The organism is Pseudomonas sp. AC193 (assembly GCF_979258075.1).
In genome coordinates, this window is sequence record NZ_OZ409832.1 from 1,605,724 (window position 1) to 1,630,644 (window position 24,921).

General features: G+C 59.8%; 26 protein-coding genes. 16 read left to right on the forward strand and 10 right to left on the reverse strand.

Annotated features, from left to right (window positions below; all coding sequences use genetic code 11):
* Positions 1 to 3 precede the first annotated feature (3 nt).
* The gene (locus ACZZ0D_RS07410) at positions 4 to 537 is read left to right on the forward strand and encodes a cysteine hydrolase family protein (RefSeq protein ID WP_463552792.1); all 534 of its coding nucleotides are present in this window, start codon (positions 4 to 6) and stop codon (positions 535 to 537) included.
* A gap of 641 nt (positions 538 to 1,178) precedes the next feature.
* On the opposite strand, the gene ACZZ0D_RS07415 is transcribed toward ACZZ0D_RS07410, so the two are convergent.
* A complete protein-coding gene (locus tag ACZZ0D_RS07415) occupies positions 1,179 to 1,820 on the reverse strand; it encodes a TetR family transcriptional regulator C-terminal domain-containing protein (protein ID WP_463552793.1) in 642 nt (213 codons plus the stop codon).
* Between the two features lie 142 nt (positions 1,821 to 1,962).
* Here ACZZ0D_RS07415 and ACZZ0D_RS07420 point away from each other — a divergent pair, with 142 nt between their 5' ends.
* Positions 1,963 to 2,421 (forward strand): GNAT family N-acetyltransferase, encoded by a 459-nt coding sequence (locus ACZZ0D_RS07420; protein WP_463552794.1) that lies wholly within the window; start codon positions 1,963 to 1,965, stop codon positions 2,419 to 2,421.
* On the opposite strand, the gene ACZZ0D_RS07425 is transcribed toward ACZZ0D_RS07420, so the two are convergent.
* Positions 2,412 to 2,720, reverse strand: a complete 309-nt coding sequence (locus tag ACZZ0D_RS07425) for a DUF7693 family protein (protein ID WP_463552795.1) — start codon at positions 2,718 to 2,720, stop codon at positions 2,412 to 2,414. The two genes, ACZZ0D_RS07420 and ACZZ0D_RS07425, sit on opposite strands and share 10 nt — an antisense overlap.
* Positions 2,721 to 2,877: 157 nt before the next feature.
* Here ACZZ0D_RS07425 and ACZZ0D_RS07430 point away from each other — a divergent pair, with 157 nt between their 5' ends.
* Positions 2,878 to 4,323 (forward strand): SulP family inorganic anion transporter, encoded by a 1,446-nt coding sequence (locus tag ACZZ0D_RS07430; RefSeq protein ID WP_463552796.1) that lies wholly within the window; start codon positions 2,878 to 2,880, stop codon positions 4,321 to 4,323.
* A 179-nt stretch (positions 4,324 to 4,502) separates the two neighbouring features.
* On the opposite strand, the gene ACZZ0D_RS07435 is transcribed toward ACZZ0D_RS07430, so the two are convergent.
* Positions 4,503 to 5,021 carry a carboxymuconolactone decarboxylase family protein gene (locus ACZZ0D_RS07435; RefSeq protein ID WP_401237380.1) on the reverse strand — a complete coding sequence of 173 codons (519 nt, stop codon included), beginning with the start codon at positions 5,019 to 5,021 and terminating at the stop codon, positions 4,503 to 4,505.
* A 133-nt stretch (positions 5,022 to 5,154) separates the two neighbouring features.
* Here ACZZ0D_RS07435 and ACZZ0D_RS07440 point away from each other — a divergent pair, with 133 nt between their 5' ends.
* On the forward strand, positions 5,155 to 5,970 hold the full coding sequence (locus tag ACZZ0D_RS07440; protein WP_463552797.1) for a cupin domain-containing protein: 816 nt from the start codon (positions 5,155 to 5,157) through the stop codon (positions 5,968 to 5,970).
* 3 nt (positions 5,971 to 5,973) lie between these two features.
* On the opposite strand, the gene ACZZ0D_RS07445 is transcribed toward ACZZ0D_RS07440, so the two are convergent.
* Complete coding sequence (locus ACZZ0D_RS07445; RefSeq protein WP_463552798.1) at positions 5,974 to 6,867, reverse strand: DMT family transporter; 894 nt, start codon at positions 6,865 to 6,867, stop codon at positions 5,974 to 5,976.
* A 90-nt stretch (positions 6,868 to 6,957) separates the two neighbouring features.
* Here ACZZ0D_RS07445 and ACZZ0D_RS07450 point away from each other — a divergent pair, with 90 nt between their 5' ends.
* Positions 6,958 to 8,289, forward strand: coding sequence for an aminotransferase-like domain-containing protein (locus ACZZ0D_RS07450; protein ID WP_463552799.1), 1,332 nt, complete (start codon positions 6,958 to 6,960; stop codon positions 8,287 to 8,289).
* Between the two features lie 65 nt (positions 8,290 to 8,354).
* Positions 8,355 to 8,741, forward strand: a complete 387-nt coding sequence (locus ACZZ0D_RS07455) for a c-type cytochrome (protein WP_159815215.1) — start codon at positions 8,355 to 8,357, stop codon at positions 8,739 to 8,741.
* Between the two features lie 75 nt (positions 8,742 to 8,816).
* On the opposite strand, the gene ACZZ0D_RS07460 is transcribed toward ACZZ0D_RS07455, so the two are convergent.
* A complete protein-coding gene (locus ACZZ0D_RS07460) occupies positions 8,817 to 9,707 on the reverse strand; it encodes a LysR family transcriptional regulator (RefSeq protein WP_463552800.1) in 891 nt (296 codons plus the stop codon).
* Positions 9,708 to 9,867: 160 nt separating this feature from the next.
* On the opposite strand from ACZZ0D_RS07460, the gene ACZZ0D_RS07465 reads away from it, so the two are divergent.
* The 3 genes from ACZZ0D_RS07465 to ACZZ0D_RS07475 all read left to right on the forward strand — a co-directional run bounded on the left by ACZZ0D_RS07465 (position 9,868) and on the right by ACZZ0D_RS07475 (position 12,695).
* Positions 9,868 to 11,169 carry an NAD(P)/FAD-dependent oxidoreductase gene (locus ACZZ0D_RS07465; protein ID WP_463552801.1) on the forward strand — a complete coding sequence of 434 codons (1,302 nt, stop codon included), beginning with the start codon at positions 9,868 to 9,870 and terminating at the stop codon, positions 11,167 to 11,169.
* A 54-nt stretch (positions 11,170 to 11,223) separates the two neighbouring features.
* Positions 11,224 to 12,312, forward strand: coding sequence for a polyamine ABC transporter substrate-binding protein (locus ACZZ0D_RS07470; protein ID WP_463552802.1), 1,089 nt, complete (start codon positions 11,224 to 11,226; stop codon positions 12,310 to 12,312).
* 89 nt (positions 12,313 to 12,401) lie between these two features.
* Entirely contained in the window at positions 12,402 to 12,695 is a 294-nt protein-coding gene (locus tag ACZZ0D_RS07475; RefSeq protein ID WP_159815219.1) for a hypothetical protein, read from the forward strand.
* On the opposite strand, the gene ACZZ0D_RS07480 is transcribed toward ACZZ0D_RS07475, so the two are convergent.
* Together ACZZ0D_RS07480 and ACZZ0D_RS07485 are read right to left on the reverse strand one after the other, a co-directional pair.
* Positions 12,696 to 14,339: a sensor domain-containing diguanylate cyclase gene (locus tag ACZZ0D_RS07480; RefSeq protein WP_159815220.1), complete on the reverse strand. Its 1,644-nt coding sequence runs from the start codon at positions 14,337 to 14,339 to the stop codon at positions 12,696 to 12,698.
* A gap of 144 nt (positions 14,340 to 14,483) precedes the next feature.
* Positions 14,484 to 15,050, reverse strand: a complete 567-nt coding sequence (locus ACZZ0D_RS07485) for a chorismate mutase (protein ID WP_463552803.1) — start codon at positions 15,048 to 15,050, stop codon at positions 14,484 to 14,486.
* Positions 15,051 to 15,220: 170 nt separating this feature from the next.
* Here ACZZ0D_RS07485 and ACZZ0D_RS07490 point away from each other — a divergent pair, with 170 nt between their 5' ends.
* From ACZZ0D_RS07490 to ACZZ0D_RS07505, 4 genes are all read left to right on the forward strand, one after another.
* Entirely contained in the window at positions 15,221 to 16,579 is a 1,359-nt protein-coding gene (locus ACZZ0D_RS07490; protein ID WP_053121529.1) for an MATE family efflux transporter, read from the forward strand.
* Between the two features lie 573 nt (positions 16,580 to 17,152).
* Complete coding sequence (locus ACZZ0D_RS07495; protein WP_463552804.1) at positions 17,153 to 18,157, forward strand: acyltransferase family protein; 1,005 nt, start codon at positions 17,153 to 17,155, stop codon at positions 18,155 to 18,157.
* Positions 18,158 to 18,229: 72 nt separating this feature from the next.
* Positions 18,230 to 18,787 (forward strand): YceI family protein, encoded by a 558-nt coding sequence (locus ACZZ0D_RS07500; protein WP_463552805.1) that lies wholly within the window; start codon positions 18,230 to 18,232, stop codon positions 18,785 to 18,787.
* 158 nt (positions 18,788 to 18,945) lie between these two features.
* On the forward strand, positions 18,946 to 19,632 hold the full coding sequence (locus ACZZ0D_RS07505; protein ID WP_053121525.1) for a GNAT family N-acetyltransferase: 687 nt from the start codon (positions 18,946 to 18,948) through the stop codon (positions 19,630 to 19,632).
* Here the strand turns inward: ACZZ0D_RS07505 and ACZZ0D_RS07510 are convergent.
* Positions 19,629 to 20,255 carry a TetR/AcrR family transcriptional regulator gene (locus ACZZ0D_RS07510; RefSeq protein ID WP_463552806.1) on the reverse strand — a complete coding sequence of 209 codons (627 nt, stop codon included), beginning with the start codon at positions 20,253 to 20,255 and terminating at the stop codon, positions 19,629 to 19,631. The two genes, ACZZ0D_RS07505 and ACZZ0D_RS07510, sit on opposite strands and share 4 nt — an antisense overlap.
* Positions 20,256 to 20,340: 85 nt before the next feature.
* On the opposite strand from ACZZ0D_RS07510, the gene ACZZ0D_RS07515 reads away from it, so the two are divergent.
* Positions 20,341 to 20,928, forward strand: coding sequence for an NAD(P)H-dependent oxidoreductase (locus ACZZ0D_RS07515; protein WP_463552807.1), 588 nt, complete (start codon positions 20,341 to 20,343; stop codon positions 20,926 to 20,928).
* Between the two features lie 96 nt (positions 20,929 to 21,024).
* Here the strand turns inward: ACZZ0D_RS07515 and ACZZ0D_RS07520 are convergent, their stop codons facing one another.
* A complete protein-coding gene (locus ACZZ0D_RS07520) occupies positions 21,025 to 22,143 on the reverse strand; it encodes a DmpA family aminopeptidase (RefSeq protein ID WP_463552808.1) in 1,119 nt (372 codons plus the stop codon).
* A gap of 305 nt (positions 22,144 to 22,448) precedes the next feature.
* Here ACZZ0D_RS07520 and ACZZ0D_RS07525 point away from each other — a divergent pair, with 305 nt between their 5' ends.
* Positions 22,449 to 23,228, forward strand: a complete 780-nt coding sequence (locus ACZZ0D_RS07525; protein WP_212551492.1) for a helix-turn-helix transcriptional regulator — start codon at positions 22,449 to 22,451, stop codon at positions 23,226 to 23,228.
* A gap of 120 nt (positions 23,229 to 23,348) precedes the next feature.
* On the opposite strand, the gene ACZZ0D_RS07530 is transcribed toward ACZZ0D_RS07525, so the two are convergent.
* Positions 23,349 to 24,290, reverse strand: a complete 942-nt coding sequence (locus tag ACZZ0D_RS07530) for a class I SAM-dependent methyltransferase (RefSeq protein WP_463552809.1) — start codon at positions 24,288 to 24,290, stop codon at positions 23,349 to 23,351.
* 199 nt (positions 24,291 to 24,489) lie between these two features.
* Here ACZZ0D_RS07530 and ACZZ0D_RS07535 point away from each other — a divergent pair, with 199 nt between their 5' ends.
* Positions 24,490 to 24,903, forward strand: coding sequence for a response regulator (locus tag ACZZ0D_RS07535; protein ID WP_053121513.1), 414 nt, complete (start codon positions 24,490 to 24,492; stop codon positions 24,901 to 24,903).
* Positions 24,904 to 24,921: the final 18 nt, after the last annotated feature.

Below are 24,921 nucleotides of genomic sequence, written 5' to 3' on the forward strand. Positions count from 1 at the left end.
ATCATGACCACCGCATTGCTGATCATCGACGTCCAGCAAGCTCTCTGCTCGGGCGAGTATGAGTGCCATGACATTCACCGGGTGATCGATACCATCAACAGCCTCAGCCGCCGAGCGCGCACGGCCGGGGTGCCGGTGGTGCTGATTCAGCATGAAGAAAAGGACAGTCCGTTGGCCCATGCCGCGGAAGGCTGGCAACTGGCCGAAGGGCTGGAAACATCGAGCGAGGATTTACGCGTGCGCAAGACCACGCCCGATTCGTTCTATCAGACTGATTTACGCAAACTGCTGCCGAGCGAGGATTTCGAACGCTTGGTCATTTGCGGGTTGCAAACCGACTATTGCATCAACGCGACCGTGCGCCAGGCCCATCAACTGGGCTACGACGTAGTGCTCGCCGCCGACGCACACTCCACCGTCGACAACGGCCCGATGAGCGCCGACGATATCATCGCCGAACACAACAAAGACCTCGCGCATTTGACCGGCTCCGTCGCCCGCATCGACGTGAAACCCGCTGCCGACATCGTTTTCTAGCCAAACCACAAATCCCATGTGGGAGCGTCGGTGCGACGATTCGACTTGCTCGCGAAAGCGGTGTGCCAGACACACTAATGGCGACTGATTCACCGCTTTCGCGAGCAAGCCCGCTCCCACAAAAGCCTGCTTGAGTCGCAAACAAACTCCCGCGAATCCCCCCAACTCACGGCGCCACAACCTCTTCCATCAGCAGAATCGGCTTCTGACCACACCACAAATTCCGAGTGGGAGCGGGCTTGAGTCGCAAACAAACTCCCGCGAATCCCCCCAACTCACGGCGCCACAACCTCTTCCAGCAGCGGAATCGGCTTCCGACCACACCACGAATCCCGAGTGGGAGCGGGCTTGCTCGCGAAGGCGGTGTGTCAGACATGTTGAAGGCGACTGATTCACCGCTTTCGCGAGCAAGCCCGCTCCCACAAAAGCCTGCTCGAGTCGTAAATAAACCCACGAATCTTCCCAGCCTGTGGCGCCACAACCTCTTCCAGCAGCGGAATCGGCTTCCGACCACACCACGAATCCCCTTGTGGGAGCGGCGGTGCGACGATTCGACTTGCTCGCGAAAGCGGCGTGTCAGACACATTGAAGGCGACTGATTCACCGCTTTCGCGAGCAAGCCCGCTCCCACCAAAAGCGGTTCAAGTCGCAAACAGAATCCCACGAATCTCGCCAACCCTTGGCGGCACAACACCCTCCAGCACCAACCGCGTAATCGTCTCCGCCGCCCGTTCGTAATCCTCATCCAGCGGCTCTTCGCGTTCCATGATTCGGCCCATCTGCCAGCCAATGTTGGTGTACGTGCGCGTCGCCGACCAGATGAACAGCATCAAATGCTCCGGATCCACCGGTGCCAGCAAACCGCGCTCGATCCAGCTGCGCAAACACTCGACATTCCGTCGCGCTTCAGCGTGCAGCAGGTCGCGGCACTCGTCTGGCAACTGCCGCCCGCCGAGCAACAACTCTCCACTGAAAACCTTGGCTATCGCCGGATGCTCGCGGGCAATACGAATCCGCGCAGCGACGTAAGCGCGCAAACCCACCAGCGGATCATCGCTTTCACGCAGCACCGCCGACGCCTCCAGCAACGGTTCGACAAACCCCAGCAAGACTTTCGAGTAGAGGTTTTCCTTGGTCTGGAAGTAGTAATACAGGTTCGCCTTGGGCACGCCGGCGCGGGCGGCGATGTCGCGGGTCTGGGTGGCGTCGAAGCCGTTGGCGGCGAATTCTTCACTGGCAGCGTTGAGGATCAACTGCTCGTTGCGTACGCGGATGGCGCTCATGGAAAAACAGTCTGAATAAACAACATGGAAAGATTCTGGCGATTTCGGTTTCGCAATATACAAAACTATATAGCGGTGAGGCCAGCTTACTCGACAGACAGCGCTATGCTGCTTCGATCATTGAATAAACGAGGACGGGGTCATGACGATTAAGGCATTGCGCGCCGATACCGCACAGGTGGACGCGGTGGCGCAGTTGTTCGACGCGTATCGAGGCTTTTACAAGCAGCCGTCGAACCTTGAACAGTCGCGCGCCTTCATCGCCGAACGCATGGCGGCGGGTGAATCGGCGATTTTTTTGGCGCAGGACGAGCACGGTGAAGCGCTGGGATTTGTGCAGTTGTATCCGACGTTTTCCTCCATCGACGCCCACCGCACCTGGCTGCTCAGCGATCTGTTCACCACGCCAGCCGCGCGGGGTCGCGGCGTTGGCCGATTGCTGATGAACACCGCCCGCGCGTTTGCCCTGGAAACCGGCGCCAAAGGTCTCGTACTGGAAACCGCCACCGACAACTTCACCGCGCAGGGTTTGTACGAGTCGTTGGGGTATGTGCGCGATACCGGTTATTACACTTACATGCTCGACTTGCGTCAGGGCTGAGGGGGTTGCGCCAGTAGCCGCTCGATCTGCGCCAATTCCCAAGTACTGAGCAAGCTCACCGGATCAGTGCCATAACGTTGCCAACCCTCGAGCGCGCCTTCGCGCCCATCGGTATCGCGCGCGTATTCACAGTGATGCAATCGGCCGCCGTCAAAATCCAGCAGCAAGCGCCAGCCCTCGATATCGACGGCAACCAGCCCGGAGGCGGAGGGCGCCTCGCCTACTTTAAAGGTGAGCATCTCAAGCGCCGCGTCACGCAAACGCTGACAAACTTCGCGAGCGGTTAAAAATGCAGACATGTTCGAACTCGATGAGGACTGAGCGCGCCAGCATAAAGCGCAGGTCGATAACTGTCAGCGATCACTGGCCGCTGCGAGGACAATTCCGTAACATCCGCAACCCACTTTTCCCCGAACACCTGCGGTCGCCGACGTCGGCCGCTCAGTCAGGTAAGCCATGAAACCGATTCGTCTGCGCGCCGATGTCCTGGCCGGACTCACCACCTCGTTTGCCCTGTTGCCCGAATGCATCGCCTTCGCGCTGGTGGCACACCTCAATCCGCTGATGGGCCTGTACGGTGCTTTCATCATCTGCACGCTGACCGCTTTGTTCGGCGGTCGGCCGGGTATGGTCTCCGGCGCGGCGGGTTCGATGGCGGTGGTGATTGTTGCGCTGGTGGTGCAACACGGCGTGCAATACCTGCTGGCGACCGTGCTGCTCGGCGGTTTGATCATGATGGCGTTCGGTTTGCTGCGCTTGGGCAAACTGGTGCGGATGGTGCCGCACCCGGTGATGCTCGGCTTCGTTAACGGTCTGGCGATCATCATTGCCCTGGCGCAACTGGAGCATTTCAAGAACGGTGAGGAATGGCTCAGCGGCACGCCGTTGTACCTGATGGCAGGGCTGGTGGCGCTGACCATGGCGATCGTTTACATCCTGCCGCGCCTGACCAAAGCGGTGCCGCCGGCGCTGGTGGCGATTCTCGGCGTCGGCCTGCTGGTCTATCTGTTCGGCCTGCCGACCCGCACCCTCGGCGACATGGCGCATATCGCCGGTGGTCTGCCGACTTTCGCCTTGCCGGACATCCCGTGGACTTTCGAAACCCTGCGCATCATCGCCCCCTACGCGATTCTGATGGCGCTGGTCGGGCTGCTGGAAACCCTGCTGACGCTCAACCTCACCGACGAAATCACTGAAAGCCGTGGCTACCCGGATCGTGAATGCGTGGCGCTGGGCGCGGCGAACATGGTCTCGGGCGCATTCGGCGGTATGGGCGGTTGCGCGATGATCGGCCAGACCGTGATCAACCTCAGCTCCGGCGGGCGCGGACGTTTGTCCGGTGTGGTCGCGGGCGTGCTGATTTTGTTGTTCATTCTGTTTCTATCGCCGCTGATCGAGCGTATTCCACTGGCGGCGTTGGTCGGGGTGATGTTCGTGGTCTCGCAGCAGACTTTCGCCTGGGCGTCGTTGCGCGTCATCAACAAAGTCCCGCTCAACGATGTGCTGGTGATCATCGCGGTGACCACCATCACCGTGTTCACCGATCTGGCCACCGCTGTGCTGTGCGGCATCATCATTGCTGCGCTGAATTTCGCCTGGCAGCAGGCGCGCGAGTTGTACGCCGATGAGCATTTGGAAGCGGATGGCAGCAAACTCTATCGTCTGCACGGCACGCTGTTTTTTGCCTCGACCACGCCGTTCCTCAACCAGTTCGACCCGGCGACCGATCCGCAAAAAGTCACCCTCGATTGCCGGCATCTGAGCTTTGTCGATTACTCGGCGATTGCCGCACTGAAAACCTTGCGTGAGCGTTACGCCAAGGCAGGCAAGGATCTGCAGGTATTCCACTTGTCCGAGCGCTGCAAAAAACTGCTCAAGCGCGCCGGCGTCGATCACGACTGACACACGTCGCTTACACGACTTTGTGATGAATGTTGACTTGTGGCGAGGGGATTTATCCCCGTTGGACTGCGCAGCAGGCCCCTGTTTTCTAGTTAAAAGAGGGATCGCTCCGCAATCCAACGGGGCGGTGCGACGTTTCGCTAAATCCCCTCACCACAAGGGTTACACGGGTCTTCTAATCAGGCGTCGATGGCCGGGAAGTCGATCTCGGTCAGCGCCACGTTGTTCAGGTAGTTGGTCAGGGTCTGCACCGCGACCACGGCAATCACTTCGATGATCTTGCTGTCATCAATCCCCGCGGCGCGAGCGGCGGCGATCTGCTCGTCACTCAAGTGGCCACGGCTTTCCGTCAATTGATAGGCGAGGGCGGCATAGGCGTTCAACTCACCTTGGCGCGCCGCGACGATGTCCTCGGCCGACAACCCGGCCTTGCTGCCGAAAAAGGTGTGCGCCGCCAGGCAGTAATCGCAGCCGTTAACCTGCGAGGTCGCCAGGTACACCGCTTCTTTTTCCTTGGCGCTGAGCGACGATTTGCCCAGTGTCGCCGATGCCTGCACGTAGGTGTCGAGCGCGACCGGCGCCTTGGCCAGTGTGGCGAACAGGTTCGGCAGGAAACCGATTTTCTTCTTCACACCTTCCAGCACGGGGCGGGTGGCGTCGGTGGCGGTTTCGAGGCTGATGGCGTTGATGCGGCTCATGGTGATTCTCCGAAAGTCCGGCGCGAACTGCGTCGGCGATGGAATGAATGTTAGTGAGCGAAACTGGTGCTTTGGCGGCAAATCGTCGACGATATGCGGCAGATCGTCCAGATTCGCCCGCAGGAGTCGCCCAATGGATCGCCTTTCTACTTTGCTCAGCCACTTCGGTGTGAATGCCGGCACCTTTCACAGCGGCGCGTTTTGCGGCATCAGCGTGCATGAGGGCGAGCCGTGCGGGCATGTGCATCTGTTGCAGGCGGGCGAGTTGCTGCTCAGGCCGGGTAACGAACGCGAGTTCAGGCTGAGTGAACCCTCGCTGATTTTCTTTCCGCGACCGTTTCCCCACCGAATGTCTGCCGACGAGTCCATGGACACCCGCGTGGTCTGCGCCACGCTGACGTTCGACGGCGGATCGGGCAATGCACTCGCCACCGCGTTGCCGGATTATCTGGTGCTGAAACTCAGCGACATTCCCGAACTCGGCAGCACGCTGGAATGGTTGTTCAGGGAAGCCTTCGAAGGACACTGCGGGCGGGTTGCGGTGATGGATCGGCTGTTTGAACTGCTGGTGATTCTGCTGTTGCGCCACCTCATCAGCAGTCGCGATCAACAACCGGGGATGATGGCCGGGCTCGCCGATCCGCGTTTGTCGCGGGCCTTGATCCAGATGCACGAGCAGCCGCATAAACCGTGGAGCGTGGCCGAGCTGGCCAGCGTCGCCAACCTGTCGCGCGCCAGTTTTGCCGAGCAGTTTCGCCGCGTGGTCGGGCAGACGCCGGCTGATTATCTGCTGAGCTGGCGGGTCAGCCTGGCGCAGAAACGTTTGCGCGAGGGCAAGCCAATTGCGCTGATCGCTGCAGAGGTCGGTTACGAAAGCCCTTCGGCGCTGGCTCGCGCGTTTCGCCGCAAGACCGGGCTCAGCCCGCGCGAGTGGAAGGCTGGCGCTTAGGGATTATTTGGCGAATTTCTTCGCTCCGGCGACGCACAGAATCACGCCCAATGTCACCGCGAGCATGCCGACGCTGACGTGTTCATGCAGCAGTGTCGCCGCCAGCGCCAGGCCAAAAAACGGCTGCAACAACTGCAACTGACTCACCGCCGCAATCCCGCCCTGCGCCAGGCCGCGATACCAGAACACAAAACCGATCAACATGCTGAACAGCGACACATAGCCCAGGCACAACCACGCCGACAGGCTGATGGTGCTGAACGAGGCGGGCGCCAGCCACAGACTGAGTACAGCCATCAGCGGCAGCGACAGCACCAGCGCCCAGCAAATCACCTGCCAGCCGCCGAGGCTGCGCGACAGTTTCGCCCCTTCGGCGTAGCCCAGACCGCAGGCGACGATGGCGGCCAGCATCAGCAAGTCGCCGGTGGGCGAAGCGGTCAGGCCTTGAGAGATCGCAAACCCCACCACCAGCGCACTGCCGAGTACCGAGAAAATCCAGAACACCGGACGCGGCCGTTCACCGCCGCGCAGGACGCCGAAAATCGCCGTGGCCAACGGAAGCAATCCTACAAAGACAATCGAATGCGCTGACGTCACGTGTTGCAATGCCAACGCAGTCAGCAGCGGAAATCCGAGCACCACGCCCATCGCCACGATGAACAACGACAGCCACTGATCGCGTGTGGGGCGCCGTTCGCGAAACAGCCACAGCAGTGCCACGGCCAATACCCCAGCGATGGCGGCACGCAATACCGTGAGAAACACCGGATCGAATTCCAGCACTGCCAATCGCGTGGCCGGCAGTGAACCGCTGAAAATCACCACGCCAATAAAGCCGTTGATCCAGCCGCTGGTTTTTTCCAGTGCCGGGTTCGTCAGATTCGAGGTTCGTTCCATGCCAGGTCGCGCTCAAAGGTGGGGTTGCGTCATTTGAATCCTATGGCTGAGAATCAGCACAATCAAAGAATTGTCATGGATACAGCCGACATGCCGCGCTCCCGATACAAGACGCTGGTTGATACCTACGCCGATGACATTCGCTCGGGTCGCCTGTCGCCGGGCACGCGCCTGCCGACGCACCGGCAACTGGCGGCGAGCGAAGGGCTGGCGCTGGTCACCGCTTCACGGGTTTATGCCGAACTGGAGGCGATGGGCCTGGTCAGTGGCGAGGCCGGGCGCGGCACTTTTGTGCGGGAAACCTCGTTGTCGCCGGGGCAGGGCATCGATCAGAAGGACGTCGCGGTCGGCATGATTGACCTCAATTTCAACTACCCGTCGTTGCCCGGTCAGGCCGATCTGCTGCGCACGGCGCTGCGGCAGTTGGCGTTGTCGGGCGATCTCGAAGCGTTGCTGCGTTATCAGCCGCACGCCGGTCGCGTCCATGAGCGCGCGTCGGTTGCGCAACATCTGCTAAGCCGTGGCGTGCAGGTCGAGGCCGAGCAAGTGCTGATCGTCAACGGTGCGCAGCAAGGGCTGGCGGTGACGCTGATGGCGTTGCTCAAACCGGGTGATGTGATTGCCGCTGACGCGTTGACCTATTCCGGGTTCAAAGTGCTGGCCGAAGCGCTGCATCTGGAAGTGGTGGCGATCCCGCTGACCGCGCACGGCCCGGATTTGCAGGCACTGGACAAGCTTTGTCGGCAGCGCTCGGTACGCGCGGTGTACAGCATGCCGACGTTGCACAATCCGCTGGGTTGGGTAATGCCGATTGATCAACGCGAACAACTGCTGGCGATCGCCCGACGGCATGATCTGACAATCATCGAAGACGCGGCCTACGCCTTTCTGGTGGAAAACCCACCGCGCCCGCTGATTGATCTGGCGCCGGAGCGCACGGTGTACGTGTCGGGACTGTCGAAAAACATCGCCACCGGTTTGCGCGTCGGATTTATCGCCGCGCCCGTGGGGATGGTGCCGGCGCTGGAACGCGTCATTCGCGCCACGACCTGGAACACGCCCGGCGTGATGACTGCGATTGCCTGCGGCTGGCTCGACGATGGCACCGTCATTGAGCTTGAGGAACAGAAGCGCAACGACGCCAAAGCACGGCAAAAATTGGCCGCGGAATTGCTCAAAGGGCTGTCGTGCATCGGCCATCCGTCTTCGTATTTTTTGTGGCTGCCGCTGCCGGAAGATGTGCGCGCCGATCAGATCGTCGTGGAACTGCAGCAGCATCAGATCTCCGTCACCACAGCCGAACCATTTGCGGTGTCCGCCCATGTGCCGCATGCGATTCGGCTGGCGCTGGGCTCGGTGGACATGGCCGTTTTGCGTCAGGCATTGATCACCGTCAGAAAGATCATCGGCGCTTACCTGTAAAAAACTGCCTTGCACAAAATGTTAGGCTTGCCGCAATTGTGTAGCGCCTGTTTTTGGATCGTTCGATGAAAACCACTGCTTTACTGTCCCTGGCCTTGAGCCTTATCGCCACCTGTTCAACTGCCCAAGCCGCCGGCGACCCTGAAGCGGGGGCAAAAATCTTCCCGCGTTTGTGTGGTGGTTGCCATCAGGTCGGTGAGTCGGCCCGCCCCGGTTTCGGCCCGGAACTCAACGGCATCGTCGGTCGGCCTGCCGGTACTTCGGCCAATTACGTCTATTCCGACGCGATGAAAAACTCCGGCGTGACCTGGGATGCCGACACGTTGCGGGCGTATCTCAAAGACCCGAAAGGCGTGGTGCCAGGCACGCGGATGATTTTCTGGGGCCTGAGCGATGAAGAGAAACTCGACAACCTGCTCGCCTACCTGCAGACCTTCTCGGAACACCTGTAGGAGCTGCCGAAGGCTGCGATCTTTTGATCTGGTTTTTTAAGGGCAAGATCAAAAGATCGCAGCCTTCGGCAGCTCCTACGGGGATTGTGGGGTGTCGGTTTGTTTGGTGAACCATTGCATCACCGATGCACACGCCGGGTGCGTCGCCGCTGACGGCTGCAAGCACAGCGAATAAATGCCGCCGGTTTTCAGCGGTGGGCCGAACGGCACCACCAACACGCCGCGCTCCAGCGACTCCGCCGCCAGCGTCATGTCAGTGACCGCCACGCCCAACCCGCGCGCCGCCGCATCCAGTGCCAACTCATCAAGGTTGAACGGGATGTGCCGGTAATCCTCCAGCGGTTTTCCATTATTCGCCGCCAGCCATTCGAACCACGCCTGACGATCAGCCGAGCGATGCAGCAAGGCAAAACGCTGCAACTCGTCCACTGATCGCGGTGCGCCCGGCAGATTGGGCGCGCACACCGGCACCAGCGTTTCTGCAAACAGCGTCAGATACGCCGGGTCGCTGGTCGCTTGCGGCAGATACAGAATGTACGCGTCGCTGTCGCTGGCCGGCTCAACCACTTCGGTGGCGACCGTCTCAATCGCCAAGGAAACCTCGGGATGGCTGAGGTAAAAGTCGCTGAGTTTGGGCAGCAGCCAGCGCACCGCCAGTGACACGTGCATGCGGATGCGGAATGGCCGCTCCTGTGGGGCGAGGCGCTCTTCGAGATTTTTCAGTTGTTCGAGAATGCTGCGCGCGCTGGCCAGCACCTGCTCGCCTTCTGCGGTCAGGCGCAGGCTGCGGCTGGTGCGGATAAACAGCGCGACATTGAAGTGGCTTTCCAGTTGCTGAACTTGCCGACTGACCGCGCTTTGGGTCAGGCACAGCTTCTGCGCCGCCAAGGTGAAGCTGCCGCAATCGGCGACTTCGACCAGTGCCTGCATGGCCTGAAGGGACGGTACGTGGCGAATTTTATCCATGCGATTTCAGAATGGCTCGATGATTTTATAACGTTGGTTGGTCTGACGAAGACCTTATAGATTCTAGCTCTGGCGGCGATCTTCTCAAGGTGTCCATGCGATTCACGCATGCACTTTACACAGAGGCAAGCCGTTGAACGACAGTCCTATGAGGTGATGTATGGAAAACATATGCGGCTGGATCGCGCAGGCTGGCCATTCGCCGGAGCGCGGTCGCCTGAGTGGCGCGCAAAAGGCCGATTGGCTGGTGATTGGCGCCGGCATTACCGGCCTCAGCGCTGCGCACACGCTTGCCGAAATGCATCCGCAGGCACGCATTGTGGTGGTCGACCGGCAATGCGCGGCGCAAGGTGCTTCGGCGCGCAATTCGGGTTTTGTCGTTGCTCACGAACACCCGGCGCACAGCGAATTGATCGGCACCGCCGGATTTGCCGGGTTCGAAACCGACACGATGATTTCCCGTGCGGCCAGCGAAGAAGTCCGTCAGCGCATCGGCCAGCACGCGATCGAGTGCGACTTTCGCGACAGCGGTTATTACTTTGCGGTCAATGACGCGGCCAAGCTTGATCATGTCGAGGCCAAACTGGCGACGTTGCGCGCGCTCGGTGCCCGGGCCGAGTTTCTGCAAGGTGAACCGTTGGCGCAGAAACTTGGCACCCGTCACTACGCCGCCGCGATCTGGTGTGGCCATGGCAATGCGCTGCTGCAACCGGCCAAGTATGTGAAAGGTTTGCTCAACGCACTGCCGGGCAACATCACCGTGTATGAGGACACCGACATCGCCAGTGTCGAGCGTCTGAGTCAGGGCGGGCTGCGCGCCAACGCGGCTAACGGCAGCGTTGAAGCGAAGAAAGTGCTGGTGTGCCTGAACGCATTTATCCCTCGGGTCGGCATCAACGATAGCGGCACATTCCCGATGGAACTCAGCGCCAGTCTGACGCGGCCGCTGACCGATCACGAGTTTCAGGCGATTGGCGCGGTCGAGCCTTGGGGCGTGCTGTCGACCCGGCCACTCGGCGCCACCGTGCGCCTGACCCCGGATCGCCGCGTGATGATCCGCAACACCGCCGAATACCGCACGCGCGACCTGTCCAACGGCGCACTCGCGCAACGTCGCCAGCATCATGTACTTGGATTGCAGCGGCGTTTTCCCTTCCTCGACGAGCGCGACATTCAATTCACCTGGACCGGTCATTTGAGCGCTACCCGCAGCGGTCAGGCGTATTTCGACCGGGTGGAAGAGGGCGTGTACGCCGTCGCGGGCTGCAACGGTTCCGGCGTTGCGCGCGGAACCTTGTGGGGCCGACTGCTGGCAGAACTGGCCTCGGGCGTTGACTCGCCACTGCTGCAATCAGTGATGCAGCGCGCCGAACCTGGCTGGTTGCCGCCGCGTCCTTTCTTCGACATCGGTGCCATGCTTCGCATGCGCGTGGAGGCGGTCAGGGCCAGAACAGAAATCTGAAAATCCGCGAACCGCAGAAGAACAAAAAAGCCACTTCCTTTCAGGTGATAGAACATGCGCATCATTACGCTCACCCTGGCGATCGCCCTCGCTGCAACGTCGGCGGCCGCTTGTGCCGACGAAACCGTCAACATTTCCAACTGGAACAGCTACATCGCCCCGGACACGCTGGCCAATTTCACCCAGACCAGCGGCATCAAGACCACTTACGACATCCACGACAGCAACGAAGTACTGGAGTCGAAGTTGATGACCGGCAACACCGGTTATGACGTGGTCAGCCCGTCGAACCACTTTCTCTCGCGCCTGATCAAGGCCGGGGCGATTCAGAAACTCGACAAGTCGCAACTGCCGAACTGGAAAAACCTCGACCCGGTGTTGATGAAGAAACTCGAAGTCAACGATCCAGGTAATCAGTACGGCTACCCGTACATGTGGGGCACGGCCGGCATCGGCTACAACGTCGAAAAAATCAAAGCGATCTTCGGCAACACCGACATCACCCGTTCGTGGAAGATGTTTTTCGACGAAGAGAACATCAAGAAGCTGAGCCAGTGCGGCGTGGCGATCATCGACAACCCGACACAGGTGCTGCCGATCACCCTCAACTACCTCGGCTTGCCGCCGCACAGCCACGAACCGGCCGACTACAAACAAGCCGAGCAGGCCTTGCTGAAAATCCGCCCGTACATCCAGTATTTCCACGCCTCGAAATACATCAGCGACCTGGCCAACGGCAACGTCTGCGCGGTGATCGGTTTCAACGGTGACATCGTTCAAGCAGCGGCGAGCGCCAAGGAAGCCAAGAACGGCATCGACATCGCCTATTCGATCCCGACCGAAGGCACGACATTGTGGTTCGACATGATGGTCATGCCGAAAAGCGCGCCGCATGAAAAGAACGGCTACGCCTACATGAACTACCTGCTCGAACCGAAGGTAATTGCCAACATCAGCAACAGCATCCATTACGCCAATCCGAATGCGGCGGCCAATGAGTTTCTCAATCAGGACGTGATCGGCGATCCGGCGATTTATCCGCCAAAAGAAGTGACGGACAAATTGTTCACCGTCGAAGAACTGCCGGCAGCGATTGCGCGGCTGACGACGCGGTTGTGGACGAAGTTGAAAACCAATACCTGACCCCCCGCGACAACGGTGACACTGGTGGGATGGGCGATTTTGGGTTATTGCTGACAGCGCGGCATGTCGCCGAAACCAAGGAGCTTTCCATGAAATCTTTGTTGCTGGCAGCACCTTTGTTGCTCATCGCATCAGTGGCCCACGCTGGCATTCCGATGCTCAATGCCACTTGCCCGGGCAAGATCGAAGTTCACGCCGATGAGGGCGGGCCGATCTACATCAATGGCAAGGAAGCCAAATTGAAGAAATTCAACGACAACTATTTCGAGGCCAAAGGCGCGGGCGTGACCATTTCGCTGAGCATCAATCCCGATGGTTCACCGGGGGTGTCGTACACCGGGAAGAACAAGGCCAACGGGATCTGCGAAGTGAAGCAGGGCTGATCAGGCGATCTGATTGCGCCCGGCGGCTTTTGCCCGGTACAGCTGTTGGTCAGCGCGTTTGATCAGCAGGGTCTGGCTGTTGTCAGCCGGATCCGCCAGGCCGATGCCGATGCTGACGGTCATGTTGCCGACATGAGGGAAATGCGCGTTGGCGATGGCTGTGCGGATTTTCTCGGCGACCACTTCAGGGGTATCCGGTTGCGCGACTTCCGGCAACAACACCGCGAACTCTTCACCACCGTAGCGCGCCACGAAATCGGTGCTGCGGGTGCTCTCGCGAATCAGTTGCGCCAGTTGCACCAGCACGTCATCGCCGATGGCGTGGCCGTAGGTGTCGTTGATCCGTTTGAAATGATCGGCGTCGATCAGCAGCAAGGCAAACGGGCGGCCGGTACGGCGGAACAGCAGGTTGTACTCGGTAAGCTTTTCGTCGAAGCGACGACGGTTGAAAACGCCGGTCAGGGAATCGTGGGTCGCCAGACTGAGCAGTTCGGCGTTGGCTTGGGTGAGGGCCGCCGTGCGTTGCGCGACGGTCGCTTCCAGTGAGGCATTGGCCTCCTGCAACTGACGTTCTTTGCCGAGCAGTGATTGCGTCATCGCATCGATCGACTGGCCGAGTTGGGCAATTTCCTGCACTGGATGTTGCAGCGGGAAGTGTGCGCCGGGTTGATTGTTCTGTACGCGTTTGGCCGAGCGAGCGAGTTGTTCAATCGGGCGGCTGAGGTACAGCGCCAGGTAGTACGCCACCAAGCCACAACCGATTGCCGCGAACACGCCCAACAGCAACAGTTTGTAGAGCAGCAGGCGCGCCGGTTGCAGGGCAGTGTCCAGCGGTTGGCGCACAGCAATCGACCACGACAATGCAGTGCTCGACGGTGTCGGTACGGTCACACGGCTGGTCAGATAACCATCGCCGACCGTCCAGCCCGGCGAGTTCGGATCGTTGGCCGCGACCTGTTGGCCCATCAACGCCTCCGGGTACAGCACTTTACCGTCATGATCGATGATCAGCGCTTCGAGATCCGGCGCCGAATCCTTGTGCGACACCGCCGCCGATTCGACAATCCGCGTCACCCAGCTCCAGTGTGCGTGAGCCCCCAGCACACCAATCACTTGGCCCTCGGCGTTGTGAATCGGCGCGGCGAAGTCAATGAAGCGCAACGGTTCGCCATTCGGCAATCCCGGCAGCAATTTGGCGAGTAACACGGCTTCGTGCGGATCACCGGTGTACTCATTGCGCAGACCAGCCTGGAACCACGGCCGTTGTTGCACCGATTGACCGACCAGCAAACCGTTTACGGCCTGATGCACGAGACCGTCGGCATCGGCCACGCCCATCCACGCATATTCGGCACGGGCCTGGGTGCGCAACTGCATCGACTTGAGAATCGCCGGGTTGTCCAGATCGCCGCGCTCCAGATGCGGCGCTCGACTGAGCAAATAAACCTCAAGTTGCCGCTCGCGCAACTGTTCGCCAAGCAATGCCGCCGCCGAGCGCGCGGTGCTCAGCAGCGCATTGCCGCTGGCCTGTTTCATCTGCTCGGTGGCGATATGACCGACGTAGAAACCCACGCTCAGCAGCGTCAGCAGGGATAAACCGGCAAACCAAAGAGTGAGATGGCTACGCAGACTGGCTTTGAGCATGGGCGAGCGGATTCTGTTTTGAAGTTGTGGCCGGATGGTATGCGCAATGATCGACCGACCGCCAGTCGTCACTTGCGCCAGGATTTGTCAGACCCGTCGCTGACCGTTGTAGGAGCTGCCGCAGGTTGCGATCTTTTGACTTTATTACCTCGCCGCCCGCACACACAATTCACCGGTGCCCCGCATCAACGCCAACTCATGCAGCGCATCCCGCGCCAATCCCTTGCGCGATTCCGCCAGCCAGCTCGAACAATTCGGATCCCGACGGTAAGGCGCGAAATCAGCGTACTGCTGCAACAATCGGCTCTGCAGCTCATCCAGTCGCGGCCGAATCTGCTTGCCCAGATCCGGGCGTGCAGTGTCCGGCGCCACACCCGCCGCTTGCCATTGTGCGAGCAAACCGTACTGCACCAGTTTATTGGCCTCCATTTGCGCAGCAATCAATTGCGCCACGTCTTCAGCATCAAGTTTGCGCTCGGCGGCCAGCGTGCGCGCATTGGCAATCACCTGCGCTTCACGCGGGCTGTCCTGAATCGGCTTGCCGCTGTCCCACTTGGTCAGCGCTACCAGATCGCCGATGTTCAGGCGCTCGTTCAACGTCATCAACAACGGCTTCAAGGCTTCGGGAGCAGCGCTGGGCGTGGCGGCGCAAGCGCTGCCGGCGAGAAGAACGAGGAGGGCGCTGGTCAGCAGATTTGGAACGTGCGGCATGAGCAAAATCTCAATCACGAACAATGGGTGGAGTGTTGTTTACCACAGACTTCGGCATCGCTTCAGGGCGAAATTAAACACGAAGCTTAAATGTTAATTGCGCCCCGCCGACAACTCATCGAAGCTATCCTCCTTAAGCCTTCCTGCCGTCGAGATGGACCTCCTGCCCCATGCAAACCCCAGCCGTCACCAAACCCCTCTGGCAAACGTATTTGTTGTTCCTCGCCCCGATGGTGTTGTCGAATTTTCTGCAGTCGATGTCGGGCACGGTGAACAGCATTTACATCGGCCAGATGCTCGGCACTCAGGCGCTGGCGGCGGTGTCGGGGATGTTTCCGATCATCTTCTTCTTTATCGCGCTGGTCATCGGCCTTGGCGCGGGCGCGGGCGTGTTGATCGGTCAGGCGTGGGGCGCGCGCGAGCCGCACATGGTTAAAGCCATCGCCGGCGCAACGTTGTTGCTGGGTGTGCTGATTGGTTTGATTGCGGCAGTGCTCGGCAGTGTGTTCGCGCGGCAGGCGTTGACCGGATTGGGCACGCCGGCGGATGTGCTGGACGATGCGGTGGCCTACGCGCACGTGATGATGTGGATTCTGCCGTCGATGCTGGTGTTTGTGCTGTTCACCCAGTTGCTACGTGGGGTGAGTGACACGTTGTCGCCGCTGCTGGCGCTGATCGTCTCGACCAGTGTGGGTCTGGCGCTGACCCCGGCGTTGATTCGCGGCTGGTTTGGCCTGCCGCAACTGGGCATTCAAAGTGCGGCGTACGCGGGCCTGGCCGGTAACCTCGCGGCGATGGCGTGGCTGGCGTGGCGCTTGATCCGCAAGGGCCATCCGCTGGCGCCGGATCGAGAGTTTTTTGCAGCGCTGCGGCTCAACGGTGCAATCCTCGGCAAGGTGCTGCGTATAGGCCTGCCGACTGGCGTGCAGATGATTGTTCTTTCTCTGTCGGAACTGGTGATTCTGGCGCTGGTGAATCAGCACGGTTCGCAGGCGACGGCGGCGTATGGCGCGGTGACGCAGATCGTTAACTACGTGCAGTTTCCGGCGTTGTCGATTGCCATCACTGCGTCGATTCTGGGCGCACAGGCGATTGGTGCCGGGCGTCTGGAGCGCATGGCGCCGATTCTGCGCACGGGTTTGCTGATCAACGTGTGCCTGACCGGTGGGTTGATTGTGCTGGGTTACCTGCTGTCGCACTGGCTGCTTGGCTTGTTCCTGACCGAAGACTCAACCCGGGCGATGGCCGAGCATCTGCTGCACATCATGCTCTGGAGCCTGCTGGTGTTTGGCTTCCAGGCGATCATCGGCGGGATCATGCGCGCCAGTGGCACAGTGCTGGTGCCGGTGATCATTGCGATTATTTGTGTGGTCGGCGTGCAGTTGCCGGCGGCGTACTGGCTTGATGGCCAGTACGGTTTGCAGGGTGTGTGGATGGCGTTTCCGGTGGCGTATCTGGGGATGCTGGTGTTGCAGACGCTGTATTACAAACTGGTGTGGAAGCATCAGAAGATCGAGCGGATGGTTTGATCCTGATGCTCGGTTGACGGGTCTCGCGCCTTCGCGAGCAAGCCCCGCTCCCACAGGGATTTTGGCTGTGTCCGGGATTCTGTGCAGGGCATGGCAACCTGTGGGAGCCGGGCTTGCCCGCGAAGGCGTGGTCACATTCAACATCATTGCCGCAGATAAACCGCTTTCGCGAGCAAGCCCGCACAGGGATTTTGGTTTTGTCCGAGATTCTGTGCAGGGCATGGCAACCTGTGGGAGCCGGGCTTGCCCGCGAAGGCGTGGTCACATTCAACATCATTGCCGCAGATATACCGCTTTCGCGAGCAAGCCCGCTCCCACAGGGATTTTGGTTTTGTCCGAGATTCTGTGCAGGGCATGGCAACCTGTGGGAGCCGGGCTTGCCCGCGAAGGCGTGGTCACATTCAACATCATTGCCGCAGATCTACCGCTTTCGCGAGCAAGCTCGCTCCCACAGGGTGGGGAGATGAACGAGAGCAAGGGTTGTCCTGTGGGGCCACCCTTTTTGTTACTGGCAATATCAGGGAAAGCATCGTAGCTTACGCGCCATAAATATAAGAACGTTCGAGGGTGTAAGTGGGAGCTTTTCGACTGCTGTTGGCTGTTCTGGTAGCCGTTTCACATATGGGCAAGACGTTCGCGGGGCTCAACCCCGGTGTGGTCGCCGTGATTTCCTTTCTGATCATCAGCGGCTTCGTGATGACTTCGCTGATCGAGCGCAACTATAAAACCACGGCCAGCGTCGGGCGGTTTTATCTGAACCGGGCGCTCAGGCTTTATCCGCAATTTCTGCTGTATTTCCTCGCTTCCTGTGCAGTGATTCACTGGCTGCTACCCGGCACGCCGCAAGCGGCCGAGTTGACGATTGAAAAAATTCTCACCAGCCTGACGATGCTGCCGCTGGGCTTCTATATGTTCGGCGTCGGTAGTAGCTGGATTCTCCCGGCCGGATGGTCGCTGGGGCTTGAGCTGTGCTTCTACCTGGTGTTCCCGTTTCTGCTGATTTTCAAGCTGCGCGGTGTGGCATTTGTACTGTCGGTCGGTGTTTTCCTGGTGGCGTGTTTCGGTTACATCAACACCGATGTCTACGGCTATCGCCTGCTGCCGGGGGTGCTGTTCATCTTTCTGTGCGGCAGCTATTTGTACCGCCCGCAGGCCAGAGGGTTGCTCGTGGCCGGGCTGACCACCGTGGCGGCCAGCATTTTGTTTGTGGCGATCATGACCGGCGTGATTACGCGCCATCCGTTCAATGCTGAGGTCACACTGGGCATCGCGCTGGGGATTCCGGCGGTGTTGGTGCTCACGCGATTCAAGTATCACCGCGTCGACGAATTGCTCGGCAATATCAGCTATGGCGTGTTTCTCAACCATTTTGTGGTGATGTACTTGCTGCGCGGGTTCTGGCCGGTGGCGTATGACGCGCAGATGGTTACAGCGGTTCTGGTTCTCGCGTTCGGGTTGAGTTGCGTGTCGTATTACTTCGTCGAAAAACCGATATTGGCACTGCGTCACAAGCTACGCGCGGGTTTGAAAACTACGACGGCGCCCTCGCAGGGCAGTAGCGCAATCGAAAGCACCTGAGGTGGCATAACCGGCGGATGTTTGCTTAAGTCAATCGAGGCCCTCGACGGCAAGCGCTGCCCGGAGAATCCCATGTCGATCCGATTCCTGCTCGCTGCCGTGCTTTGCCTGTGCGCCGTGTCGATTGCGCAGGCGGTTGAATACAACCGGGTCAACACGACCGCCAGTCAGATCAGCTTCACCTATAACCAGATGGGCTCGCGGATGTACGGCACGTTCGGCAAGTTCGAGGCGACGCTGAGCTTCGATTCCGACAATCTCGCCAATGCCCACACCACGCTGCACATCGACCTCACCAGCATCGATGCCGGCAGCGAAGACGCCAACACCGAACTGGTGAAACCGGCGTGGTTCGACACGGAAAAATTCCCCGTCGCGGTATTCGAATCGAGCCATTTCACGCAAGTGGCGGAAAACCGCTACCTGATCGCCGGCCAGCTCACCCTCAAAGGCATCACCCGCGACGTGCAGGTGCCGGTTGAATTGAAGCCGGAGAACGCCATCGGCATTTTTGACGGAGAGTTGCTGCTCAAGCGCGACGAGTTTGGGCTCGGCGCGGGGGAGTGGGCGGACACCGTGGTGTCGAAGGACATCGCGATCAAAATCAAAGTGGTGGCGCCGCAGCAGTAATACCCCGACTTTCCCAATGTAGGAGCTGCCGAAGGCTGCGATCTTTTGATTTTGCTTTTAAACACAAGATCAAAAGATCGCAGCCTTCGGCAGCTCCTACAGGGGTTGGCGCAGGGACAAGGTATGATGTCGCGGTTTTCTGCCGGAGTTCAGCTGCCATGCCTCGCATCACCCACTACAAATCCCCATGCCCCGAGGGCGTCAACAGCCAGATTCTGCAAATGGTCGTCGACTACCTGACCGACATCAGCGCGGTTGGCCTGGGCCCGAGCAACCTGCTGTACAACGTGTATCAGTACGCGGTGGGCTACGAGGTGCATTTGTATCTGGAAGCGTTGAATGGCGACAAGGGCACCGAAGTCGAGTTGCTGGTGGCGACCGCCGATGAAGATCCGGAACAGGTGATCGGTTTCCTTTTGTACCTGCCGGTGCAGGGCGACTGGGAAGCGTGCAGTGTCGCCTACATGGCGGTGCGCGAAGGGCACCGGCGGCAAGGCGTGGCGCGGGCGATGATCGGCGAAATGCTCGGCCGTTATCCGCATGCGGAGCTGGGCTGCACCGTCGGCAAAGTCCCGTATTTCGAAGCGCTGGGCTTTGAGGTGATCGGCTCGCGCGAGACCCAGGTACTGATGAGCACCCGGCATTACCGCAGCAACGGCTTGCGCGGTTTCATCGACACCACGCCGATTTACCGCTCACTGGAAGTGCAGCAGATTCACACGTATCTGCTACAGAAAAACAGCAAGCGCGCGATGCTCGATGCCGAGAAGCAGCGCGATCGCCATCTGGATCAAACCACTCGCCACACGGAAGAATTTGTCCGTCAGCGGCTGACCCTGCACTAGAGCCTGACAGTGGCGCGTTCGACCATTGCGATGATGGTTGCGAACAACTCGTTGATCGCGTCCTCGGCGCTGATTTCACCGTTGGCGGCAGCGTGCGACAGCGCTTCGGCGGCGCCGAGCATTGCACGTAGTCCGGCAGCAGTGATCGTCCCGCCATTGGCGTAAGGCGCCAGGTCGCGGCGGCACTTTTCGAGGAAGATCGCCTCGTACTCTCGCTTGATTTTCTCCAGTTCCGGGGTGCTCGCCAGCGCGGCGATGATCCCCGGAATTTCCGTTCCCTGAAACATCACACAATCGACATACGCCTTGGCAATCACTGAAGCGGTGCCGACGAGTGTCGGCTCGCATTCGGCGATCGCGGCGTCCATCACCACGGTCTGGCGTGCATCGAAATCGCGGTACAACGCCGCAAGCAGGCCGGCGCGGGTGACGAAATGGTCGTAGACCACCGGTTTGGTCACGCCGGCCTTTTCGGCGAGATAGCCGAGGGTCAGCGCATCGGTGCCCTCGGCGCGAATGATCTGCCAGGCGACATCGAGCAATTGGCGCAGGCGATCCTCACGGGAAAGGCGTTTGCGCGGTTGCGCGGGGGAATTCTTATCGGTCAGTTGATCAGTTGACATGGTTTATATACCAAAGGTAACTTAAGCTTCGTAACTTACCAAGAGTATATAAGCCTTGATCAGCCTCACCAACCGGAGAATTGCCATGCACGCATTGATTGTTGTTGCTCATCACGATCAGCGCTCACTGACCCACAGCGTTGCCACACAAATTGCTGCCGGCCTGACCGAAGCCGATCCGGCCAACACCTTCGAGATCGCCGATCTCTACGCTGAAGGCTTCGAACCGCGTTTCGGCGCAGCGGATTTTGCCGTGCATCATCGCGAGGCCTCGCCGCCGGGGGATGTGCTGGCGGAACAGGCACGCATTGATCGCGCCGATGCGTTGGTGCTGGTTTACCCGGTGTATTGGTGGTCGATGCCGGCACTGCTCAAGGGCTGGATTGATCGGGTGTTCAGCAATGGCTGGGCGTTCGATTTTGCGGGTGACTTGAAGCATGTGAAGTTGCTGCAGCGTTTGCGCGTGCACCTTGTACAACTCGCCGGGGCGGACGAACGCACCTATGAACGTCACGGTTACGGTGCGGCGATGAAGGCGCAGATTGAACACGGGATTTTCGATTACAGCGGGGCGACGGTGCTGAGTTCGACGTTGTTGCCTGAGTCAGAATTGCGCGAGCCGCAGTTGCAGCTGCAAGTGGCCCGGAAACTCGGTTATCAGATGTTCACATAACCCCTGTAGGAGCTGCCGAAGGCTGCGATTTTTTGATCTTGAAAAACAACATCAAAAGATCGCAGCCTTCGGCAGCTCCTACAGGGATTTGTGGGGTTATCGCGAGCCAGGCCAGCCTGCCTTTTCGAGGGCGGCGAGTAAGGTTTGTGCATCCAGCCCCTGAACTGAATGGCCATTGCCTTCAGTGCTCTCGCTGGCCAGCAAGGCATTGATGATCGCTTCCTCAACCGCCTCGGTGGCGGCCAGAAACAGCTCGCTGATGTGATCGTTATTGACCATCCGCAAGCCGTCACACGTCGCCGCGCCTTTACCTTCATAAGCCGCCGGCGGTACGTGATCGTTACCCGTGGCGAAGGCGATAAAGATGTCGCCACTGTGATCCTCATTGCCGCCACCGGTGCGCGCCAGACCGAGGCTCGCCCGTTGCGCCAAACGCGTGCATTGATGTGGCAATAACGGCGCATCGGTGGCAAGACAAACCACGATCGAGCCCATGCCCGGATGCGGCAGCGCGGCGCGCAAAAACGGTGAATCTTTCTGTTCCATAAAGCGCCCGACCGGGTAACCGTCGACCCGCAATTCGTTGCGAATGCCGTGGTTGGCCTGGACGATCGCACCCACTGTCCAGCCGCCCTGCGCAGCGCTCAATCGCCGCGACGAAGTGCCGATGCCGCCCTTGAATTCATGGCAGATCATGCCGCTGCCACCGCCGACCGCGCCTTCCACAACCGGGCCGTCGACCGCGTTGTGCAGGGCTTCGGCGACATGTTCAGGTTTGATGTGGAAGCCGTTGATGTCATTGAGCAACCCGTCGTAAGTCTCCAGCACCACCGGCATGTTCCAGTAGAGACGGCCATCGTCCGGTTGCTGCTGACGATCCAGCACAATCAGCGCATCGCGCACCACGCCGAGGCTGTGGGTATTGGTGAAGGCGATCGGACTGGTCAACAGGCCCGCCTCGCGAATCCACTCAAGACCGCTGGCGTCACCGTTGCCATTGAGCACATGCACGCCGGCGAAACACGGTTGCCGGTTGGTCGAACCCTGACGCGGTTCGATCAGGGTGACGCCAGTGCAAATGTCACGACCGGCCGTGCTTTTACCGCGCACGTTGCTGTGGCCGACACGCACACCGGGCACGTCGGTGATCGCATTGAGCGGGCCGGGCTGCATCTGGCCAATGCGGATGTTGAGGTCACGGGCACGAGGTTTCATTGACTTCTGTCTCTCCATAAAAATATTGAGCCGATCACCAAACCCTGTGGGAGCGGGCTTGCTCGCGAAAGCGTCCGTTCAGTCAACGCAGGTGTCACCTGACACGACGCCTTCGCGAGCAAGCCCGCTCCCACAGGGATTTACGGTGTTTTTACTTTCTGGACCACCGGTTGATATCCCCTCGATGACCCCGCATGATTCGACACTTCTGGCCAATGCGGCCGGTGTTGATCAAGTGCGGTCAGCCTATCGATCCGATCGCGCCTGACCCATTCCCATCATGGGTTACACAAAAGGGGTAGAGCGTGGACGCGTTGTTGCAGGAATTGCCTGTGCATCAAAGTCTGGCGCGGGTCTTCACCTGTGTCGGGCAGGACGGATTCTGGCGGGCGCTGGTCGATACCTTGCGCCTGCTGGTGCCGATGGATAACGCCTTGGTCGCGGTGATGAAGGCGGGCCAGGCGCCGCAATTGCTGATTGATATCGACAGCAAGGGCGCTGTCGAAGAACAGGAAAACCTCGCCGATTACACCGCCGGCATGTACCTGCTCGATCCGTTTTATCAGGCCGCTTCGGCGGGGCTCGCTGATGGCTTGCACAGCCTGGCGTCGGTGGCGCCTGACCAGTTTTTGCAGAGTGAGTACTACCAGAGCTACTTCCGCTCGGTGGTGGGCGCGGATGAGTTGCAGTTCATGATTAACGTTGATGGCAGCGTGTTGGGCTTATCGATGGGGCGTTCGACGCCGTTCGAAATGGCCGAGCAGGGCCGGCTGCTGTGTGTGCGCGACTGGGTGCTCGCAGCGATGCGCCGGCATGTGCAGCTATTGCCGCCGCAAGGGGCGGTTGCTGAAGTGCTGGTCGGCGATCTGGCGACGTTGCTGGATCGCTTCGATGCGCGGCTGACGGTGCGTGAAAACGACACGGCGCGGCTGATCTTGCAGGGTTTCTCCAGTAAGGCGATCGCCCAGCAGATGGGGATTTCGCCGGAAACGGTGAAAGTGCATCGGCGCAATCTCTATCAAAAGCTCAATGTCACCGGACATGGTGAGCTGTTCGCCCTGGTGCTGCGCCCACCAACTCTTTGACCCCACAATTCCCCCTGTGGGAGCGGGCTTGCTCGCGAAAGCGGTGGGTCAGCCAACATCTAATTAACTGACACACCGCTTTCGCGAGCAAGCCCGCTCCCACAGGGGATTTGGGTTGTGTCAGGAAGTGCGTTTGAAGACCAGGGCTTTCAGGCCGCTTTCGGGATCGATGTCGGGAAATTCCGGCGGGTTCTCCAGCCGCTGTTCAAAGCGCAAACTCGGCGCCTCCTGCGTCACGCCATCAATCAAAAAGTCCGAACCAAACGCCGGATCATTCATGCAGGCCAGCACCGTGCCGTCCGCCGTCAGCAACTCCGGCAGACGCCGCAACACGCGCTGATAATCCTTGGTCAGCAAAAAACTGCCTTTCTGAAACGACGGCGGGTCGATGATCACCAGATCGTAAGGGCCGCTGTTGATCACCTTGCCCCAGGACTTGAACAGGTCGTGGCCGAGGAAGCTGACTTTGCCGGTGTCATGGCCATTCAAACGGTGATTGTCGCGACCACGGCTGAGCGCGGCGCGGGACATGTCCAGATTGACCACATGGCTGGCGCCACCCTCAATGGCCGCCACGGAGAAACCGCAGGTGTAGGCGAACAGGTTCAGCACGCGCTTGCCGGCGGACTGTTCGCGCACCCAGTTGCGCCCGTAACGCATGTCGAGAAACAGCCCGGCGTTCTGCTTGCGGCCCAGGTCGACGCGGTATTGCAGACCGCCTTCGACGATGGTCATTTCCTCGATCTCATCGCCCATTAGCCATTCGGCGGTGCTCTGCGGCAGATAACGGTGCTGGATCAGCAACGTGTGCGCTTTGGACTGCTGCCATTCGGCCGAAGCGGTGATGTCGAGCAACACACGCTTGAGATCTTCCAGTTGCTCCGGCGCCGGCTCCTTGAACAGCGACACCAGCACCACGCCTTGCAGCCAGTCCACCGTGACCTGTTCCAGACCCGGCCAGCAACGCCCGCGCCCATGAAACAAGCGACGGGTTTCGCCCGGTGCGCTGGCGAGTGCCGGCAGCAAATGGGCGTGGAGGGTGGCGAGGGCTTCAGGGTTCATCGGTCACGGTCGGCAAGCAAATGGGCCGGCATTTTAACCACAATTATGCCACTTCGAACGTTTGTCTCAGGATTGCCAATTCGACCATTTGGAAAACTCCTGTATCAAAAATGAATTTCTACAGAACGCGCTGCTCATACCAGATAAGCAGCGGATTCAAGCCGCTAAATCGTTAATGCTATTCAGGGAGTGCAGTTTCATGTGCCCATCACCAACGGCGGACGCGCACCTTCCTGGCGGGTTGATTCTGGTAGTTGAGGATGATCCGTTGATTCTGGAGTTTCTTTGCGAAATTCTTCAGGAGGAAGGTTTCAAGGTCGAGCCGCATAGCAGCGCCGACGCAGCCAAGTTATATCTGGACGAGCACGCGCCGGAAGTGAATCTATTGCTGACCGACATCACCATGCCCGGCACCCTCAACGGCGCCGATCTGGCCAACCTGGTCGGCGATCGCTGGCCGGACAAACCGGTGATGGTCATGTCGGGTTATGAAACGCCGGAGACGTCTGGGGTCAAGCACTCGGTCGCGTTCATCAAGAAACCTTGGGCGATCGGCCAGTTGCTCGATTGCGTCGAGAGTGCCTTCAAGTCCAAGGCTCCGCGTCTGCACTGACAAGTGCTACATTGCCGG

Coding starts and splice junctions, on each gene's coding strand:
- ACZZ0D_RS07410 (WP_463552792.1), top strand. CDS start 4: ATGACCACCGCATTGCTGATCATCGACGTCCAGCAAGCTCTCTGCTCG.
- ACZZ0D_RS07415 (WP_463552793.1), bottom strand. CDS start 1,820: ATGAGCGCCATCCGCGTACGCAACGAGCAGTTGATCCTCAACGCTGCC.
- ACZZ0D_RS07420 (WP_463552794.1), top strand. CDS start 1,963: ATGACGATTAAGGCATTGCGCGCCGATACCGCACAGGTGGACGCGGTG.
- ACZZ0D_RS07425 (WP_463552795.1), bottom strand. CDS start 2,720: ATGTCTGCATTTTTAACCGCTCGCGAAGTTTGTCAGCGTTTGCGTGAC.
- ACZZ0D_RS07430 (WP_463552796.1), top strand. CDS start 2,878: ATGAAACCGATTCGTCTGCGCGCCGATGTCCTGGCCGGACTCACCACC.
- ACZZ0D_RS07435 (WP_401237380.1), bottom strand. CDS start 5,021: ATGAGCCGCATCAACGCCATCAGCCTCGAAACCGCCACCGACGCCACC.
- ACZZ0D_RS07440 (WP_463552797.1), top strand. CDS start 5,155: ATGGATCGCCTTTCTACTTTGCTCAGCCACTTCGGTGTGAATGCCGGC.
- ACZZ0D_RS07445 (WP_463552798.1), bottom strand. CDS start 6,867: ATGGAACGAACCTCGAATCTGACGAACCCGGCACTGGAAAAAACCAGC.
- ACZZ0D_RS07450 (WP_463552799.1), top strand. CDS start 6,958: ATGCCGCGCTCCCGATACAAGACGCTGGTTGATACCTACGCCGATGAC.
- ACZZ0D_RS07455 (WP_159815215.1), top strand. CDS start 8,355: ATGAAAACCACTGCTTTACTGTCCCTGGCCTTGAGCCTTATCGCCACC.
- ACZZ0D_RS07460 (WP_463552800.1), bottom strand. CDS start 9,707: ATGGATAAAATTCGCCACGTACCGTCCCTTCAGGCCATGCAGGCACTG.
- ACZZ0D_RS07465 (WP_463552801.1), top strand. CDS start 9,868: ATGGAAAACATATGCGGCTGGATCGCGCAGGCTGGCCATTCGCCGGAG.
- ACZZ0D_RS07470 (WP_463552802.1), top strand. CDS start 11,224: ATGCGCATCATTACGCTCACCCTGGCGATCGCCCTCGCTGCAACGTCG.
- ACZZ0D_RS07475 (WP_159815219.1), top strand. CDS start 12,402: ATGAAATCTTTGTTGCTGGCAGCACCTTTGTTGCTCATCGCATCAGTG.
- ACZZ0D_RS07480 (WP_159815220.1), bottom strand. CDS start 14,339: ATGCTCAAAGCCAGTCTGCGTAGCCATCTCACTCTTTGGTTTGCCGGT.
- ACZZ0D_RS07485 (WP_463552803.1), bottom strand. CDS start 15,050: ATGCCGCACGTTCCAAATCTGCTGACCAGCGCCCTCCTCGTTCTTCTC.
- ACZZ0D_RS07490 (WP_053121529.1), top strand. CDS start 15,221: ATGCAAACCCCAGCCGTCACCAAACCCCTCTGGCAAACGTATTTGTTG.
- ACZZ0D_RS07500 (WP_463552805.1), top strand. CDS start 18,230: ATGTCGATCCGATTCCTGCTCGCTGCCGTGCTTTGCCTGTGCGCCGTG.
- ACZZ0D_RS07505 (WP_053121525.1), top strand. CDS start 18,946: ATGCCTCGCATCACCCACTACAAATCCCCATGCCCCGAGGGCGTCAAC.
- ACZZ0D_RS07510 (WP_463552806.1), bottom strand. CDS start 20,255: ATGTCAACTGATCAACTGACCGATAAGAATTCCCCCGCGCAACCGCGC.
- ACZZ0D_RS07515 (WP_463552807.1), top strand. CDS start 20,341: ATGCACGCATTGATTGTTGTTGCTCATCACGATCAGCGCTCACTGACC.
- ACZZ0D_RS07520 (WP_463552808.1), bottom strand. CDS start 22,143: ATGAAACCTCGTGCCCGTGACCTCAACATCCGCATTGGCCAGATGCAG.
- ACZZ0D_RS07530 (WP_463552809.1), bottom strand. CDS start 24,290: ATGAACCCTGAAGCCCTCGCCACCCTCCACGCCCATTTGCTGCCGGCA.
- ACZZ0D_RS07535 (WP_053121513.1), top strand. CDS start 24,490: ATGTGCCCATCACCAACGGCGGACGCGCACCTTCCTGGCGGGTTGATT.